We start from the raw sequence: 14,247 nt of genomic DNA, 5'->3' as shown, positions 1-14,247 counted from the left end.
GGGATCAGGATAGCGCGATCGCCGAGATCAGCCGCCCGTAATCGGCTTCCTGGCGATGAGTCGTCCGCCGATAGCTGTAGAAACGGGCTTCGTCGCCATAGGTGCACAGCGCGAGATCGACGAAGCGGCCGATCCCAGCCTCCTGGGCGCGATGGGCGATGAAGGCCGGCAGGTCGAACATCGCATGTGCCGGGCGCTCCGAGGCGTGGAAGAAGCGCGAATAGGTCGGATTCTCAGCCTTGAAGCGCTCGATGAATTCCGGCCCGACCTCATAGGCCGTGGCGCTGATCGTCGGGCCGAGCACGGCGACGATGCGCTCGCGCCGCGCACCGAGCTTCTCCATCGCCGTCACGGTTGCGCCGACGACGCCGCCGAAAGCCCCCTTCCAGCCGGAATGGGCCGCGCCGATCACGCCAGCCTCGCTATCGGCGAACAGGATCGGCCCGCAATCGGCGCTGGAAACGCCGAGAGCGACGCCGTGGGCGACAGTCACCATCGCATCCGCCTGCGGGCGCTCGGCCGGCCAGGGCCCGGTCACCACGGCGACATCGGGAGAATGCACCTGGTAGACGCTGACGAGCTTGTCACGCTCGACACCGAGATGCGCCGCCATGCGCGCCCGATTCTCGGCGACATGGGCCTGATCGTCACGCGAGCCGACACCGCCGTTCAGCGAGGCGTAGATCCCGGTCGAGACCCCGCCCTCGCGCGTGAAGAAGGCGTGCCGGATGCCGGCTTCGCCGGCAAGATCAGGAGAGGTGATGAACATCGCTTTCCGGCTCCGATTCAGGGGACGGCCTGCTCTGGCAGGCGATGAAGGTCAAATCCGGGCAGAAGCGGCAGGCGCGGGTCGGCCAATGCCAGCACCTTGAAGAGCTGCCCCATATCGGTCTCGCTGCCGGCCTCGACCAGCCGGCTCGCGCCTGCCAGCAGCGTCGCCGCCTGCTCCGGCGTCGCCCGCCGCGACAGCGCCGCAACGCGCTGATCGAGCCCCAACGCCAGCAGGAAATCGCGTTGCGTCACCGGACCGTGCGCCGCCGCGCCGGCGGAAAGGCCAGCCTGCGCCATGCGCGCGAAATCGACATGCACAGTGAGGTCGGCATCGCCGGGGTCAGCCAATGGGGCGACGAAGCCATGCCGGCGCATCGCCTGGAGGGTGTCGCCGAAGCCGGTCTGCGCTGCGCCATAATCGATGAACAGGCCGGCACCGCCCGCTGCCGCGACATGGCGCGCGACCGTCGCGGCCATATCCAGGGCGGCCAAGGGCTGCTCGAGCAACGAACCCTGTGGGGCTGCGCGCGCGATCTTGGTTTCAGGCTCCGCCGACAATCCAAAAGCGAGCTGGCCCTCGCTGTCGAGGCCGACCAGCCGCTCGCGCCAGCCTTCCGGCGTCAGCACGAACTGGTCGAGCGGCAGCGCGTCGAGGAGTTCGTTGGCGACGATGATCGCCGGACCTGCGAGCGCGTCCCCGATCCGCTCATGCCAGAGGGGAGCCACGCCGCTCGCGGCCAGGGTTTGCTTCTGCCGCTCGCGCAGCACCGGGCTGGTCTCGACCAGATGGACGGTGAGCGCCTCGCGAAAGCCCGGCACAACCTTGCCGGCCCGCAGCATGTCCTGCATCAGCGTACCGCGGCCAGGCCCGAGCTCGACGAGACGCAACGCCGCCGGCTCGCCCATCATGCGCCAGAGCGTCGCCGCCCAGAGCCCGATCAGCTCGCCGAAGACCTGGCTGATCTCCGGCGCCGTGGTGAAGTCGCCGGCAGCGCCGAACGGGTCCTGCTTCATATAGTAGCCATGGCGCGGGTGGCCGAGGCAGAGCGCCATGTAGCGAGAGACGCTGAGCGGCCCCTCGTCGCGGATCAGCCGGACGAGTTCCTGCGCCAGCGGCGTCACGATTGCGCCTGCCCCCGCCTTGCACGCAGGACGAGGGCGAGCCCTGCCAGGAAGAGCGGGATCGACAACAGCATGCCCATGGTCAACCCGCCGCCGCCCGTGCCGGTGCCGAACAGGAAGCCGAGCTGCGGGTCGGGCTCGCGGAAGAACTCGGCGGCGATGCGCGCCACCGCATAGCCCATGCCGAACACGCCGGCGACAAGGCCCGGCCGCTTGAAGCCACCGGCCCGCACGACCAGAGCGAGCAGGATGAAGAGCACCAGACCTTCGCCGAAGGCCTCGTAGAGCTGACTCGGGTGGCGCGGCACTGGCCCGGCATGCGGGAAGATCATCGCCCAGGGCACATCCGGCGCCGGCCGGCCCCAGAGCTCGGCATTGATGAAATTGGCGATGCGGCCAAGGAAAAGCCCGATCGGCACGACCGCGGCCGAGAGATCGAAGACGCTGAGCACCGGCACGCCGCGCCGGCGCGCGAACAGGACAAGCCCGGTCGCCGCCCCGATCAGCCCGCCATGGAAGGACATGCCGCCCTGCCAGACCGCGATAATGTCCTGCGGCCGGGCGAGGTAGCGCTCGAGATCGTAGAACAGGACGAAGCCGAGGCGCCCGCCGAGCACGACGCCGAGCGCGACGAAGAGCAGCATGTCGTCGAGCTGGTCGGCGCCGGGCCGCGCCCGGCCGCCCCACAGCCCGTCGGCCATCACCAGCTTGCGGGCATACCACCAGCCGCCGAGCAACCCGGCGACATAGGCGAGCCCGTACCATTTGATCGCGAGCGGCCCGATCTGGAGCGCGACGGGATCGATCACTGGGAAGGGGATGGCGAAGACGGGCATGAGCAGGCAATCCGGGGGGCGTTGCGCGTGGTGTCGAACGCTCACAGGGTGCGGTCAAGCGGAAATGCTCACCGCTCGCCTGCCCACGGCCGCATCGGCGGACTCGGCCTGTGTTCCACTTAAGGCAGCCCGGAAGCGTCGACCCGCAATCAGCTAGTTCGGCGACGGCGAACCGGCTTCGCCTCGCTCGGCTCCGGTACCTTGGGCTTGGCTTCGGCCTCGATCGCTTCCTTGGCGAGACGCAAGGCCTTCAGGCGTTCCGTTTTCAGTCGCACCTGGAGGGCTTCGTCCTCGATCGACTGCCAGACCTGAGATGCATCGCGCTTGCGCTGCTCGGATTTCTCGAAGGCCACCTGCGCGCGCGCCTTGGCGTCTTCCAGCTTCATGTTGCGGCTCGACATGGCAACCTCTCTCCAGCCGGCTCCGGACGCGCGTCAGCTCGCCGGGCGGGGCGACATGCCGGGCCTGGGCGTTCTGGCGAGCGGCGGCTTGCGCTTCGGCGCGGGCAGCAGACCGTCGCGCTGCGCCTGCTTGCGGGCCGCCTTCCTTGCACGCCGGATGGCATCGGCGCGCTCGCGGACGCGTCGCTCCGACGGCTTTTCATAGGACCGGCGCTGCTTCATTTCCCGGAAGACGCCTTCGCGCTGCATCTTCTTCTTCAGGACGCGGAGCGCCTGATCGACGTTGTTGTCGCGCACGAGAACCTGCATCGGCATCCTCTCTTCAAAAAAGCAAAAGGGCCGGGCTTGATGTCCCGACCCCTCGATAGCCCTTGCTTCAGAGCGTTACGTGATGGCGCCAGTACATCCGTGGTCGCCTTTCAGATCGCTTCGCCCGTAGCAGCGGGCCTTCATTCGGCGCGCAGATTATCCGCCGACATCTTGCCGGAGCGCTTGTCCTGGACCAGCTCGTAGCTGATCTTCTGGCCATCGCGCAGATCGCGCATGCCAGCCCGCTCGACAGCGCTGATATGGACGAAGACGTCCTGACCGCCGTCATCCGGCTGAATGAAACCAAAACCCTTGGTGGCGTTGAACCACTTGACCGAACCCGAGCTCATGGGAGCCTCCTACAGTCGTGCTTGTTGAAGCCGCACGAAACAGTGCAGCGGCGATTTCGAACAGAGGAGGAAGATCGTCACCACGGCGCGTTCATAAGCGCCAAGGCCAAGTCGTTCGGCCTAATATCGAGACATAGATATGGAATCCAGAAACGCTTTTGTCAATTAAAAATTCAAAAAGAGATCAGATCACATCGTGGCATCCATCGCAGGTGGCCTATAAAATCTCGATCACATCAACGGAAAACGGACACTCCGCCGGCCTGAATACAGTGCAATTCAAGCGCGCGAGCGACAGGTCCACCGGCGTAAAACCGTACGCGGGTACATCGAGCAGGAACGAAGCCGCTCCTGACATGACGAAGCGCCTGCGACATCCTACATGCAGCCCATGAATCGCGAACGCCCCGATAGTCCCGAAGACGAGACCGAGCTGGAGGAGGAAACCGCCCTCCCCAAAGAGCCTGCGCTCGACCTCGGCGAAGCCGCCCCGGGTGCGCTCAAGGCCGGCATCGAAGTGATCGCCGAATTCGCAAGGCACCTGCCGAACCGGCCGGGCGTTTACCGGATGTTCGATCGCGCCGGCGAGGTGCTCTATGTCGGCAAGGCCAAGAGCCTGAAGAACCGCGTCACCGCCTATGCCCGCGGCATGGCGCATACCAATGCGGTCGCGCGGATGATCGCCGAGACCGCCAACATGGAGTTCGTCACCACCGGCACCGAGACTGAGGCCTTGCTGCTCGAATCCAACCTGATCAAGCAGCTTCGGCCGCGCTACAACGTGCTGCTGCGCGACGACAAATCCTTCCCCTACATCTTCCTCTCCGGCGACCATCCGGCGCCGCAGATCGCCAAGCACCGCGGCTCGCGCCAGCGCAAGGGCGATTATTTCGGGCCCTTTGCCTCGGTCTGGGCGGTCGAGCGCACCATCGACGCGCTGCAGAAGGCCTTCCTGCTGCGCTCCTGTTCGGACAGCTATTACGAGAACCGCACGCGGCCCTGCCTGCTCTTCCAGATCAAGCGCTGCTCCGGTCCCTGCACCGGCGAGATCTCGCATGCCGACTACCAGGCTCTCGCCGACCAGGCCCGTGCCTTCCTCTCCGGCCGCTCCTCGGCGGTGAAGCAGCTCCTGTCCGAGCGCATGCAGGCGGCGGCAGAAGACCTCGAATTCGAGAAGGCGGCGCGCTATCGCGACCGGCTGGCGGCCCTCTCGGCCGTCCAGGCCGGGCAGGACATCAACACGCAAGGGGTGGAGGAGGCCGACGTCTTCGCCATCGACGAGCAGGCCGGCCAGTTCTGCGTCGAGATATTCTTCTTCCGCAACAAGCAGAACTGGGGCAACCGCGCCCTCTTCCCGCGCGCCGACAAGAGCCTCAGCCCTGCAGAGGTGCTGGCCTCGGTCGTCACCCAGTTCTACGACGACAAGCCGCCGCCGCGGCTGGTGCTGGTCTCGCATGACCTGCCCGAGGCCGACCTCATTGCCGAAGCGCTCTGCGCCCGCGCCGGCCGCAAGGTCGAGCTCGCGGCGCCCAAGCGCGGCGAGCGGCGAGACCTCGTCGCCCATGCCCAGAAGAACGCGCATGAGGCGCTCGCCCGCAAGCTCGCCGACAATGCCGGCCAGCAGAGCCTGCTCAATGCGCTCGGTACAGCCTTCGGCATGGAGCGGGCACCGCGCCGCGTCGAGGTGTACGACAACTCGCACATCATGGGCACGAACGCGGTCGGCGGCATGGTCGTCGCCGGCAAGGACGGCTTCATGAAGAGCCATTACCGCACCTTCAACATCTCCAGCGACACCATTGCGGGCGACGATTTCGGCATGATGCGCGAGGTGCTGAAGCGGCGCTTTTCGCGATTGGCGAAGGAGAGCGGGGCGACCGAGACGCCAGAGCCAACACCGACGAATGCACGCGACCTGCCTGATGCCGTTGAGGAAGGCGTAGGGGGTTCAAGTCCCTCGCCCGCTACCATCACTGCCGAAGGCGCATCAGAACTTGTCGGATTGACGCCACCCGAATTGGCCAGCGACGACGCTCCCTTCCCCTCGCGGCCCGATCTCGTCATCGTCGACGGCGGCAAGGGACAGTTCGAGGCGGCGCGCAAGATCATGGCCGAATGCGGCGTGACCGACATCGCACTCGTCGCCATCGCCAAGGGCGAGGATCGCAACGCCATGCGCGAGACCTTCTTCATGGTGGGGCGCGAGCCGTTCAAGCTGCCGCCGCGCGACCCGGCGCTCTATTTCATCCAGCGCCTGCGCGACGAGGCCCACCGTTTCGCCATCGGCACGCACCGCGCCAAGCGCAAGCGCGACATCACCAAGAACCCGCTCGACGAGATCCCCGGCATCGGCCCCGCCCGCAAGCGCGCGCTCCTGCTACATTTCGGCACGGTCAAGGCGATCCAACGCGCCAAGCTCGACGACCTGATGCGGACGCCGGGCGTCAACGCAGCGACCGCGAAGGCCGTTCACGATCATTTTCACGAGCGCTGAAGGTCGTTGCGGCAGGTTCGTTCGCAATACCTGCGAACCTGCCCAGCACCGACCTGCCGATTTCGCAACGCAGCTTCGCCATGCAATCACCGTGTTGCGTGTTGACGCTGTCGCAAAGGCGCGGCTTGGTGTTCTTCGTGACGATTCTTCCTGATGCTATCCGGCGCCGCGGCCCCTGGTCGCTGCCAAACCTGCTGACCTATGGCCGGATCGCCGCGATCCCGGCGCTGGTGGCGTTGTTGTTCTGGCCGCGCGACGACTGGGCCCGCTGGGCGGCGCTGGCGATCTACGTCGCGGCCGCGGTCACCGACTATCTCGACGGCTGGCTCGCTCGCGCCTGGAGCCAGCAATCGGCGATCGGCCGCATGCTCGACCCGATCGCCGACAAGCTCCTCGTCTGCGCGCTCCTGCTGATGCTCGTCCATACCGACACCATTCACGGTTGGTCGATCTGGGCGGCGATCGTCATCCTCTGCCGCGAGATCCTGGTTTCCGGCCTGCGCGAATTCCTCGCCGACCTCAAGGTCAGCGTCCCCGTCAGCAAGGTCGCGAAATGGAAGACCGCGACGCAGCTCTTCGCGCTCGGCTTCCTCGTCGTCGGTCCGGCCGGCGATCAGGTCCTGCCCCACAACACCCAGATCGGCATCGTCATGCTCTGGGTCGCCGCCCTGCTGACGATCTATACCGGCTGGGACTATCTCAACGCCGGCATCAGGCATCTCGTCGCCATGGATGAGCGCGCGCCATGAACCAGCATGTAGCGACCCAGCCGCTGAAGCTCGTCTATTTCGCCTGGGTGCGCGAGCGCGTCGGCCTGTCCGACGAGATCGTCTCGCCGCCGCCCGGTACTGAGACCGTTGCCGAGCTGGTGCGCTGGTTGAAGACTCGTGGCGAGGGCTATGAGATCGCCTTCGAGAACGAGGCCATCGTGCGCGCCGCCATCGACCACACCCATGCCAAGCCGGCGGCCTCCATCGCCGGCGCCCGCGAGATCGCTTTCTTCCCGCCGATGACCGGTGGGTGAGAGTTCTTTGAGCGTGAGTGAACCTTTCTGGTCATCCCGGGCGACCGTAGGGAGACCCGGGATCCATTCCGGAACGGTTCAGGCATGGATCCCGGCTCTCCGCCTCGCTTCGGCCGGGATGACCGTTCGAGAAAAGCGGCGCTTTCTTTCGGAGCTTGCGTGATGACTCCGATCATCCGGATCCAGCGCGAGGATTTCGACCTCGGCGCCGAGGTCGCGGCGCTTGCCCGCGGCAACGCCAGTATCGGCGCCGTCGTCAGCTTCACTGGCCTTTGCCGCGACGAGAGCGGCCGGCTCGCAGCCCTTGAGCTCGAGCATTATCCGGGCATGGCCGAAGCCGAGATCGCGCGCGTCGCCGCCGAGGCTGCCGCACGCTGGCCTCTCGCCGGCCTCGTCGCGATCCATCGCTTCGGGCTGATCAGACCGGGCGAGCAGATCGTCCTGGTCATCGCCGCATCAAGCCATCGCCGCGAGGCCTTCGAGGCCGCCGATTTCCTGATGGACTATCTCAAGACCCGCGCGCCCTTCTGGAAGCGCGAGCATCTCGCTGATGGCACGCTTGGCGGCTGGGTCCAGGCCAAGGAAGACGACGACAAGGCGGCGGAACGCTGGAGCTGACGATGGGCACGGGATGGTTGGTGACGCGGCTGGTCCCGCTCTGCGGCGCGATGCTCATGGCTGCAACTATCCCAGCCGCGGCGCAAGGTCAGAGCAAGACCTTCCGCGACTGGATCGCCGGCTGCGATAACTTGCGCAGCTGCACCGCGCTTTCACTGCCCGAAGAAACTGCCGAGAGCGTAGGGTTCCTCAAGCTCGAACGGCCCGCTGGCCCTAACGGCACGGTCTCCCTCTCGCTCAAGCTGACGGGAGAGAAGCTCAAGGCCCCGCTCGCGATCGGCCTCAAGCTCAACGGCGCGCCCTTCCCGGCCGGCGGCAAGCCCTTGGCCGCCACCGTCGAAGACGCCGAGACCGCCCGCATCGTCTTTTCCGAAGCCGACACGGCAGCGTTGATCGCCGCCGCACGCAAGGCGACCAGGCTTTCGGCGTCGTTGGCCGGCAAGAGCTATGCGATCTCGCTCGCCGGCTCGGTCGCGGCCCTGCTCTGGATCGACGAGCAGCAGGGCCGCCTCAACACCACGACAGCGCTGGTCCGCAAGGGTCCGGTTGCTGCGAGCACGGTGCCGTCGCCACCGGCACTGCCGGTGATTGCCGCCAGGGCGACCGGGCCGGCGCTTGCCGAAGGCCCGGCAAAGGCACTGGGCGCGGCCCTGCGCAAGCATCTGAAGGCGAGCGATCCGGACGCCTGCGAGGAGGATGAGGACGGCGCCCGCTACAACGCGGACCGCGCGTGGCCGCTCGACGGCGGACGCAGACTGATCGGGCTGTATTGCGGCAGCGGCGCCTACAACATCCTCACCGGCTACTGGCTGGTCACGGGGGATGCGGTGGCCGGCGCACGCAAGGCCGCTTTCGCCGGCAACGACAACAACGTCCTGATCAACTCGGACTACACTCCCGAGAGCGGCCAGCTCGGCTACTTCGCCAAGGGCCGCGGCATCGGCGACTGCGGCGGTCTCGGCAACTACGCCTGGACCGGCACCGATTTCGCACTCACGACGCTCAGCGCGATGGGCGAATGCCGCCAGCTGCCGTCGGACGACTGGCTCGTGCTCTTCCGCAGCGATGTGAAGATCACGAAATGAAAAGTCCCGGGCAGCGGGGCTGCCCGGGACTGTTTCAAGCGACAATGTGAAGCAGCTTCAGGCTGCCTTGGACTTCGGGCGAACCTCGTCCGAGTAGTCTTCCATGACCACCTTGCCCATATTGCCGGTGATGAAGTTGTAGGGACCGATCTCGGAGACCAGCGTCACCTCGGCGGCGGAGCCGGTGATGAAGCACTCGGAGAAGCCTTCCAGCTCCTCCGGCCGGATCCGGCGCTCCACCACTTCGAAGCCGCGCTTCTTGCACAGCTCGATCACCGACTGGCGGGTGATGCCGTTCAGGAAGCGGTCGGCGGTCGGAGTGTGGATCACGCCGTCCTTGATGAAGAAGATGTTGGCGCCGGTGCATTCGGCGACATTGCCTTCCCAGTCGAGCATCATCGCGTCGGCATAGCCGGCGCGCTCCGCCTTGTGCTTGGAGAGCGTGGCGATCATGTAGAGGCCGGCGGCCTTGGCATGCACCGGGGCGCAAGCCGGGTCGGGCCGGCGATAGGCAGCGACGTCGAGGCGCACGCCCTTCAGCTTCTGCGCCATGTCGAACATGCTCGGCCACTCCCAGACCGCGATCGCGGTATGGATCGCGTTGTTCAGGCCGGAAACCGCCATCATCTCCGAGCCGCGCCAGGCGACCGGGCGGACATAGGCGTCGCGCAGGCCGTTTTCCTTGAGGCAGAGATACTTGGCGGCGTCGAGCTCGGCGACCGAATAGGGGATCGTGAAATCCATGATCTCGGCCGACTTGTGCAAGCGCTGCGAGTGCTCGGTGCACTTGTAGATCACGCCGTCATAGGAACGCTCGCCCTCGAAGATGCAGGATCCGTAATGCAGGCCATGGGTGAGTACGTGCACCTTGGCTTCCTTCCACGGCACGAGCTTGCCGTCAAACCAGATGACGCCGTCGCGCTGGTCGAAAGGAATGACTGACATGGTACAGATCCTCCTGATCCTTTTCTTGCGGCCGACATCGCCACAAGGCGAAACCGGGCGCAAGCGCGGTATCAAAACTACGCCGAAGCCGGCGCTTGCGACATAATCGGTCGCACCGCGTGCTTGACCGGTAATCTTACGTCTGAGATATGTCAACAAGGCTGACATAAAAAGAGATCACGAACGTGAGCACGCCCACCCCGAATCCCGTAGCCCCGACTGCCTCCGACGTGGCGAGCCAGGAGGTGCCCTACGACCTGATCGAACTGTTCTTCTTCGCCTATCGCGATTTCGTTGGCGACCCCGACCGGATCCTCGCCGACTACGGGTTCGGCCGTGCCCATCACCGGGTGCTGCACTTCGTCCAGCGCCGGCCGGGCATGACCATCGCCGAACTGCTCGACATCCTGCAGATCACCAAGCAGAGCCTGAACCGGGTGCTGAAGGAGCTGGTCGAGACCGGCTTCGTCGAGCAGCGCCCCGGCACCCGCGACAAGCGCCAGCGCAAGCTGCACGCCACCGCGGCGGGCCGCGAGCTCGCGGTGCGCCTCGCCGAGCTGCAGGCGCGCCGCATCGGCCGGGCCCTAGAAGCGGCCGGTCCCGAAACCGCCCCGATCATCACGCGCTATCTCGCCGGACTGATCGATCCGGCTGCCCGGCGCAGCGTGATGGCGCATCTGGCTGGGTCGGTCTGACGCTTCGTGCTACTCGAAAGGGGCATGAGCGGAGCTCCGACAGAATCGAGGGGACGGGGATGATGGCGCCGAGTGGCCAGCGCAAGCCGATTCCGGACGAGGCCCCGCATATCCTGGTGGTCGACGACGACCGCCGCCTGCGCGACCTGCTGGCCCGCTTCCTCGGCGATCACGGCTACCGCGTCACCACCGCTGCCAATGCGGCCGAGGCCGATACCCGGCTCGGCCATCTCGTCTTCGATGCCATGGTGCTCGACATCATGATGCCGGGCGAGAACGGCTTCGACTTCGCGCGGCGGCTGCGCGCCGGCTCGGAAATCCCGATCCTGATGCTGACGGCCCGGACCGACAGCGGCGACCGCATCAACGGGCTCGAGATCGGCGTCGACGACTATCTCGCCAAGCCGTTCGAGCCGCGCGAACTCATCCTGCGTCTCGGCAACATCCTCAAGCGCACGGCCCAGCCCGAACCGCCGCCGGCACCGCCACGGCCGGATTATGTCCGCTTCGGCCCCTTCGTCTTCGGCCTCGCCCGCGGCGAATTGCGTCAGGGCGAGGAATCGATCCGTCTGACCGAGCGCGAGCGCGAGATCCTGACCGTGCTGGCCGAGCGGGCGGGCGAGCACGTGCCGCGCGAGCAGCTCGCCAATCAGGGCTCGGCCGCCAACGACCGTACCATCGACGTCCAGATCAACCGGCTCCGCCGCAAGATCGAGCGCGACCCGGCCGATCCGCTCTATCTCCAGACCGTTCGCGGCGTCGGCTACCGCCTCGTCATCGACCGGGGCTGAAGACCATGGCCGACGCCTCGCTCCGGCGCCGCCTCCTCCCGCTCGCGGCGAGAATTGGTGCCTGGCTGCGCCCGGTGGGCACCGCTCTGACGCGCATCGGCGCCACCCTGTTCGCGCCGCTCAAGCGCCTCCAGAAGCGCCCGGCGCGGGCGATCAGCCGGATCATGCCCAAGGGCCTCTATCCGCGCGCCCTGGTGATCGTCATCGCGCCGGTCGTCCTGCTGCAATCGGTCATCGCCTATGTTTTCATGGAACGGCACTGGCAGACAGTGACGCAGCGGCTCTCCGCGGCGGTCTCGCAGGATATCGCCGCCCTGATCGACGTCTATGAGACCTACCCGCAGGACAAGGACGCGGATCAGCTCTCGCGCATCGCCCAGGAGCGGCTCGGCCTCGACGTCGACATCCTGCCCGATGCCGATCTGCCGGCGCCGGGCCCCCGCCCCTTCTTCTCGCTGCTCGACAGCGCGCTCTCGGCCGAGCTCGCCCAGCAGGTCAAGCGCCCGTTCTGGCTCGACACCGTCGGCCGCTCCAGCCTGATCGAGATCCGAATCAAGCTCGGCAAGGACGTGATGCGGGTGCTGACACGTCGCAGCCAGGCCTATGCCTCGAACAGCCACATCTTCCTGCTCTGGATGATGGGCACCTCGCTGATCCTGTTGACCATCGCGGTGCTGTTCCTGCGCAACCAGATCCGGCCGATCCTGCGTCTCGCCGACGCGGCGGAAGCCTTCGGCAAGGGCCGCGACGCCGATTTCCGCCCGCGCGGTGCACGCGAGGTCCGGCGCGCCGGCAATGCCTTCATCGAAATGAAGCGGCGCGTCGAACGCTCGATCGGCGAGCGCACCATGATGCTGAACGGCGTCAGCCACGATCTGCGCACCATCCTGACCCGCTTCAAGCTCTCCCTCGCACTTCTCGAAAGATCGCCCGACCTGGAGGCGATCGAGAAGGATGTCGACGAGATGAGCCGCATGCTCGAGGACTATCTCGCCTTCGCGCGCGGCGACGCCGGCGAGTCGCCGGTCGAGACCGATATCCGCTCGCTTCTGGAGCACCTCAAGGTCGACGCGGAGCGCCATGGCCACCAGACCGAACTCACCGTCGTCGGCGACCCGCTGGTCGTCGTCAGACCCGATGCGATCCGGCGGCTCTTGACCAACCTCGTCTCTAATGCGGCCCGTTTCGGCGACCGCATCGCGATCCGCGCCACGCATGATGCGCGCTATCTCATCGTCATGGTCGATGATGACGGGCCGGGCATCGCGCCGGAATTGCGCGAGGATGTGTTCAAGCCGTTCTTCCGCCTCGACGAGGCTCGCAATGTCGATGGCGGTGGCACAGGCCTCGGCCTCGCCATCGCCCGCGACATCGCCCGCTCGCATGGCGGCGACATCATCCTGGGTGAATCGCCGCTCGGCGGCCTGCGCGCGACGGTGCGCCTGCCGGTCTGATCGGACGAGCTCTTCAGCGCATGCGCAAGCCCCGGGCCGGGCTACGCCCATCCCGGGGACGCATAGACGTCTCGTTCTGCTGGAAGCGCCTTACTGGCGCCACGGCGCCTTGCGGGCCGACTGGTTCACCCGCTCGACATCGCTCTGCGACAAAGCGAGATCGGACAGCGCTTGGTCGTCCATGCGGTAAAGGGCGCGCGCGCTCGCCCGCATGGCGAGCCAGTCCTCGAAGCGCAGCAGCAGGCCGGCAATCCCCGCTGCGGCATGCCTCTCTGCGAGTTGGGATAGATTTTCTGTGGCGATCTTGGCCGGCATGGCGGCCTCCTGTCATGGCGATTATGCCTGAGAATCTGCGCCTTGCGGGCAGGTAGAGCAAATGAGAAGTTCTACGCTTCCGCCCAAGCTGAACTTGGCCAACCAATGTCCCGTCGCCAGCTTCCACCCCCGACCTCGCTGCGCGCCTTCGAGGCGGCGGCCCGGCATCTCAACTTCGAACGGGCGGGCGAGGAACTCGCGGTCACCGCGAGCGCGATCGGCCAGCAGGTCCGGGCGCTCGAGAGCTGGCTCCGGCGCCCCCTCTTCGTCCGGCTGCCGAGCAAGGGCGTGGCGCTGACCGCCCTCGGTGAGCGCTACGCCGCCACGATCTCGGGCCTGCTCGACCAGCTCAACGAAGCGACCGCGCAGGCGATGCGCCCCGACGCCGCCACGGTTCTGACGGTCAGCACCATGCCGAGCTTCGCCCTGAGCTGGTTGATCCCCCGGCTGGGCTCGCTGAAGGAGCGACACCCCGAGCTCGAAGTGCGCATCTCGATCTCGGTGAACCTGACCGATTTCGGCCGCGAAGACGTCGACGTCGCGATCCGCTTCGGCCAGGGCGTCTATCCCGGCCTGCGCTCGGACCTGCTGATGGAGGAGCACTTCTTTCCGGTCTGCAGCGCCGCGCTGCTCGGCAACCCGCTGCGCCCTTTGCTCGAACCGTCCGACCTTCGCCACCACACTTTGCTGCATGAAGCCGCGGAAGGCATCCCCGACTACATCACCTGGCCGCGCTGGCTCGCCCTCGCCGGCGTCGAGGATGTCGATGCCAGCCAGGGACCGCGCTTTTCCCACACCTTCCTGGCCTTGCAGGCCGCCGCCTCGGGCCAGGGCGTCGCGCTCGCGACCAGCGTCCTGATCGGCGACTATCAGGCTGCGGGCCGCCTCGTCCGGCCCTTCACCCATCAGGTCAGGAGCCCGCATCAATACTATCTGGTCTGCCCGGAAGCCTCGGCGGACCGCCCGGCGATCGCCGCGTTCCGCAGCTGGATCCGCGACGAGGCCAGGGCCCATAACGAGCAGCTCTGACAGCCGCG

17 protein-coding genes are annotated in these 14,247 nt (G+C 66.7%); 9 read left to right on the top strand and 8 right to left on the bottom strand.

The features are described 5' to 3' along the window. Positions 1-4: 4 nt before the first annotated feature. The 6 genes from pgeF to DK26_RS09680 form a co-directional block, all read right to left on the bottom strand. Positions 5-769, bottom strand: a complete 765-nt coding sequence (gene pgeF, locus DK26_RS09705; protein ID WP_066471147.1) for a peptidoglycan editing factor PgeF — start codon at positions 767-769, stop codon at positions 5-7. Positions 770-786: 17 nt separating this feature from the next. Further along, complete coding sequence (locus DK26_RS09700; RefSeq protein ID WP_066471145.1) at positions 787-1,893, bottom strand: SAM-dependent methyltransferase; 1,107 nt, start codon at positions 1,891-1,893, stop codon at positions 787-789. After that, entirely contained in the window at positions 1,890-2,729 is an 840-nt protein-coding gene (lgt, locus tag DK26_RS09695) for a prolipoprotein diacylglyceryl transferase (protein WP_066471143.1), read from the bottom strand. Before lgt ends, DK26_RS09700 begins: the two co-directional genes overlap by 4 nt. Positions 2,730-2,878: 149 nt before the next feature. Further along, positions 2,879-3,130 carry a hypothetical protein gene (locus tag DK26_RS09690; RefSeq protein ID WP_066471140.1) on the bottom strand — a complete coding sequence of 84 codons (252 nt, stop codon included), beginning with the start codon at positions 3,128-3,130 and terminating at the stop codon, positions 2,879-2,881. Between the two features lie 33 nt (positions 3,131-3,163). Next, entirely contained in the window at positions 3,164-3,439 is a 276-nt protein-coding gene (rpsU, locus tag DK26_RS09685) for a 30S ribosomal protein S21 (RefSeq protein ID WP_066472563.1), read from the bottom strand. A 140-nt stretch (positions 3,440-3,579) separates the two neighbouring features. Then, positions 3,580-3,789, bottom strand: a complete 210-nt coding sequence (locus DK26_RS09680) for a cold-shock protein (RefSeq protein ID WP_066471138.1) — start codon at positions 3,787-3,789, stop codon at positions 3,580-3,582. A 391-nt stretch (positions 3,790-4,180) separates the two neighbouring features. Between DK26_RS09680 and uvrC the strand changes: the two genes are divergently transcribed. From uvrC to DK26_RS09655, 5 genes are all read left to right on the top strand, one after another. Further along, positions 4,181-6,283 carry an excinuclease ABC subunit UvrC gene (gene uvrC, locus DK26_RS09675; RefSeq protein ID WP_083533117.1) on the top strand — a complete coding sequence of 701 codons (2,103 nt, stop codon included), beginning with the start codon at positions 4,181-4,183 and terminating at the stop codon, positions 6,281-6,283. A gap of 137 nt (positions 6,284-6,420) precedes the next feature. Next, entirely contained in the window at positions 6,421-7,032 is a 612-nt protein-coding gene (gene pgsA, locus DK26_RS09670; protein WP_066472560.1) for a CDP-diacylglycerol--glycerol-3-phosphate 3-phosphatidyltransferase, read from the top strand. 23 nt (positions 7,033-7,055) lie between these two features. Beyond that, the gene (moaD, locus tag DK26_RS09665; RefSeq protein WP_066472557.1) at positions 7,056-7,307 is read left to right on the top strand and encodes a molybdopterin converting factor subunit 1; all 252 of its coding nucleotides are present in this window, start codon (positions 7,056-7,058) and stop codon (positions 7,305-7,307) included. Positions 7,308-7,469: 162 nt separating this feature from the next. After that, positions 7,470-7,925: a molybdenum cofactor biosynthesis protein MoaE gene (locus DK26_RS09660; protein ID WP_066471135.1), complete on the top strand. Its 456-nt coding sequence runs from the start codon at positions 7,470-7,472 to the stop codon at positions 7,923-7,925. A gap of 2 nt (positions 7,926-7,927) precedes the next feature. Then, a complete protein-coding gene (locus tag DK26_RS09655) occupies positions 7,928-9,010 on the top strand; it encodes a DUF1176 domain-containing protein (RefSeq protein ID WP_066471133.1) in 1,083 nt (360 codons plus the stop codon). Positions 9,011-9,067: 57 nt separating this feature from the next. Here the strand turns inward: DK26_RS09655 and DK26_RS09650 are convergent, their stop codons facing one another. Then, a complete protein-coding gene (locus tag DK26_RS09650; RefSeq protein WP_066471131.1) occupies positions 9,068-9,955 on the bottom strand; it encodes a branched-chain amino acid aminotransferase in 888 nt (295 codons plus the stop codon). A gap of 230 nt (positions 9,956-10,185) precedes the next feature. Between DK26_RS09650 and DK26_RS09645 the strand changes: the two genes are divergently transcribed. The 3 genes from DK26_RS09645 (at position 10,186) to DK26_RS09635 (ending at position 12,895) form a co-directional block, all read left to right on the top strand. Beyond that, the gene (locus DK26_RS09645; protein ID WP_248309947.1) at positions 10,186-10,650 is read left to right on the top strand and encodes a MarR family transcriptional regulator; all 465 of its coding nucleotides are present in this window, start codon (positions 10,186-10,188) and stop codon (positions 10,648-10,650) included. 62 nt (positions 10,651-10,712) lie between these two features. Further along, positions 10,713-11,441: a response regulator gene (locus tag DK26_RS09640; protein ID WP_066472554.1), complete on the top strand. Its 729-nt coding sequence runs from the start codon at positions 10,713-10,715 to the stop codon at positions 11,439-11,441. A 53-nt stretch (positions 11,442-11,494) separates the two neighbouring features. After that, complete coding sequence (locus DK26_RS09635; RefSeq protein ID WP_066472551.1) at positions 11,495-12,895, top strand: ATP-binding protein; 1,401 nt, start codon at positions 11,495-11,497, stop codon at positions 12,893-12,895. A gap of 90 nt (positions 12,896-12,985) precedes the next feature. On the opposite strand, the gene DK26_RS09630 is transcribed toward DK26_RS09635, so the two are convergent. Beyond that, the gene (locus tag DK26_RS09630; RefSeq protein ID WP_066471126.1) at positions 12,986-13,210 is read right to left on the bottom strand and encodes a DUF1127 domain-containing protein; all 225 of its coding nucleotides are present in this window, start codon (positions 13,208-13,210) and stop codon (positions 12,986-12,988) included. 105 nt (positions 13,211-13,315) lie between these two features. On the opposite strand from DK26_RS09630, the gene gcvA reads away from it, so the two are divergent. Further along, on the top strand, positions 13,316-14,239 hold the full coding sequence (gcvA, locus tag DK26_RS09625; protein WP_066471124.1) for a transcriptional regulator GcvA: 924 nt from the start codon (positions 13,316-13,318) through the stop codon (positions 14,237-14,239). Positions 14,240-14,247 lie beyond the last annotated feature (8 nt).

It is taken from the genome of Allobosea sp. WAO (assembly GCF_001509835.1).
In the GTDB taxonomy this organism is placed as follows: domain Bacteria; phylum Pseudomonadota; class Alphaproteobacteria; order Rhizobiales; family Beijerinckiaceae; genus Allobosea.
The sequence above is the reverse complement of the archived record's forward strand: the minus strand, read 5'-3'. Positions and strand labels throughout refer to the sequence as shown.

Excerpts from the sequence above, each read along its gene's own strand:
- pgeF (WP_066471147.1), bottom strand. The coding sequence starts at position 769 with ATGTTCATCACCTCTCCTGATCTTGCCGGCGAAGCCGGCATCCGGCAC.
- lgt (WP_066471143.1), bottom strand. The coding sequence starts at position 2,729 with ATGCCCGTCTTCGCCATCCCCTTCCCAGTGATCGATCCCGTCGCGCTC.
- DK26_RS09690 (WP_066471140.1), bottom strand. The coding sequence starts at position 3,130 with ATGTCGAGCCGCAACATGAAGCTGGAAGACGCCAAGGCGCGCGCGCAG.
- rpsU (WP_066472563.1), bottom strand. The coding sequence starts at position 3,439 with ATGCAGGTTCTCGTGCGCGACAACAACGTCGATCAGGCGCTCCGCGTC.
- DK26_RS09680 (WP_066471138.1), bottom strand. The coding sequence starts at position 3,789 with ATGAGCTCGGGTTCGGTCAAGTGGTTCAACGCCACCAAGGGTTTTGGT.
- uvrC (WP_083533117.1), top strand. The coding sequence starts at position 4,181 with ATGAATCGCGAACGCCCCGATAGTCCCGAAGACGAGACCGAGCTGGAG.
- DK26_RS09660 (WP_066471135.1), top strand. The coding sequence starts at position 7,470 with ATGACTCCGATCATCCGGATCCAGCGCGAGGATTTCGACCTCGGCGCC.
- DK26_RS09655 (WP_066471133.1), top strand. The coding sequence starts at position 7,928 with ATGGGCACGGGATGGTTGGTGACGCGGCTGGTCCCGCTCTGCGGCGCG.
- DK26_RS09650 (WP_066471131.1), bottom strand. The coding sequence starts at position 9,955 with ATGTCAGTCATTCCTTTCGACCAGCGCGACGGCGTCATCTGGTTTGAC.
- DK26_RS09640 (WP_066472554.1), top strand. The coding sequence starts at position 10,713 with ATGGCGCCGAGTGGCCAGCGCAAGCCGATTCCGGACGAGGCCCCGCAT.
- DK26_RS09630 (WP_066471126.1), bottom strand. The coding sequence starts at position 13,210 with ATGCCGGCCAAGATCGCCACAGAAAATCTATCCCAACTCGCAGAGAGG.
- gcvA (WP_066471124.1), top strand. The coding sequence starts at position 13,316 with ATGTCCCGTCGCCAGCTTCCACCCCCGACCTCGCTGCGCGCCTTCGAG.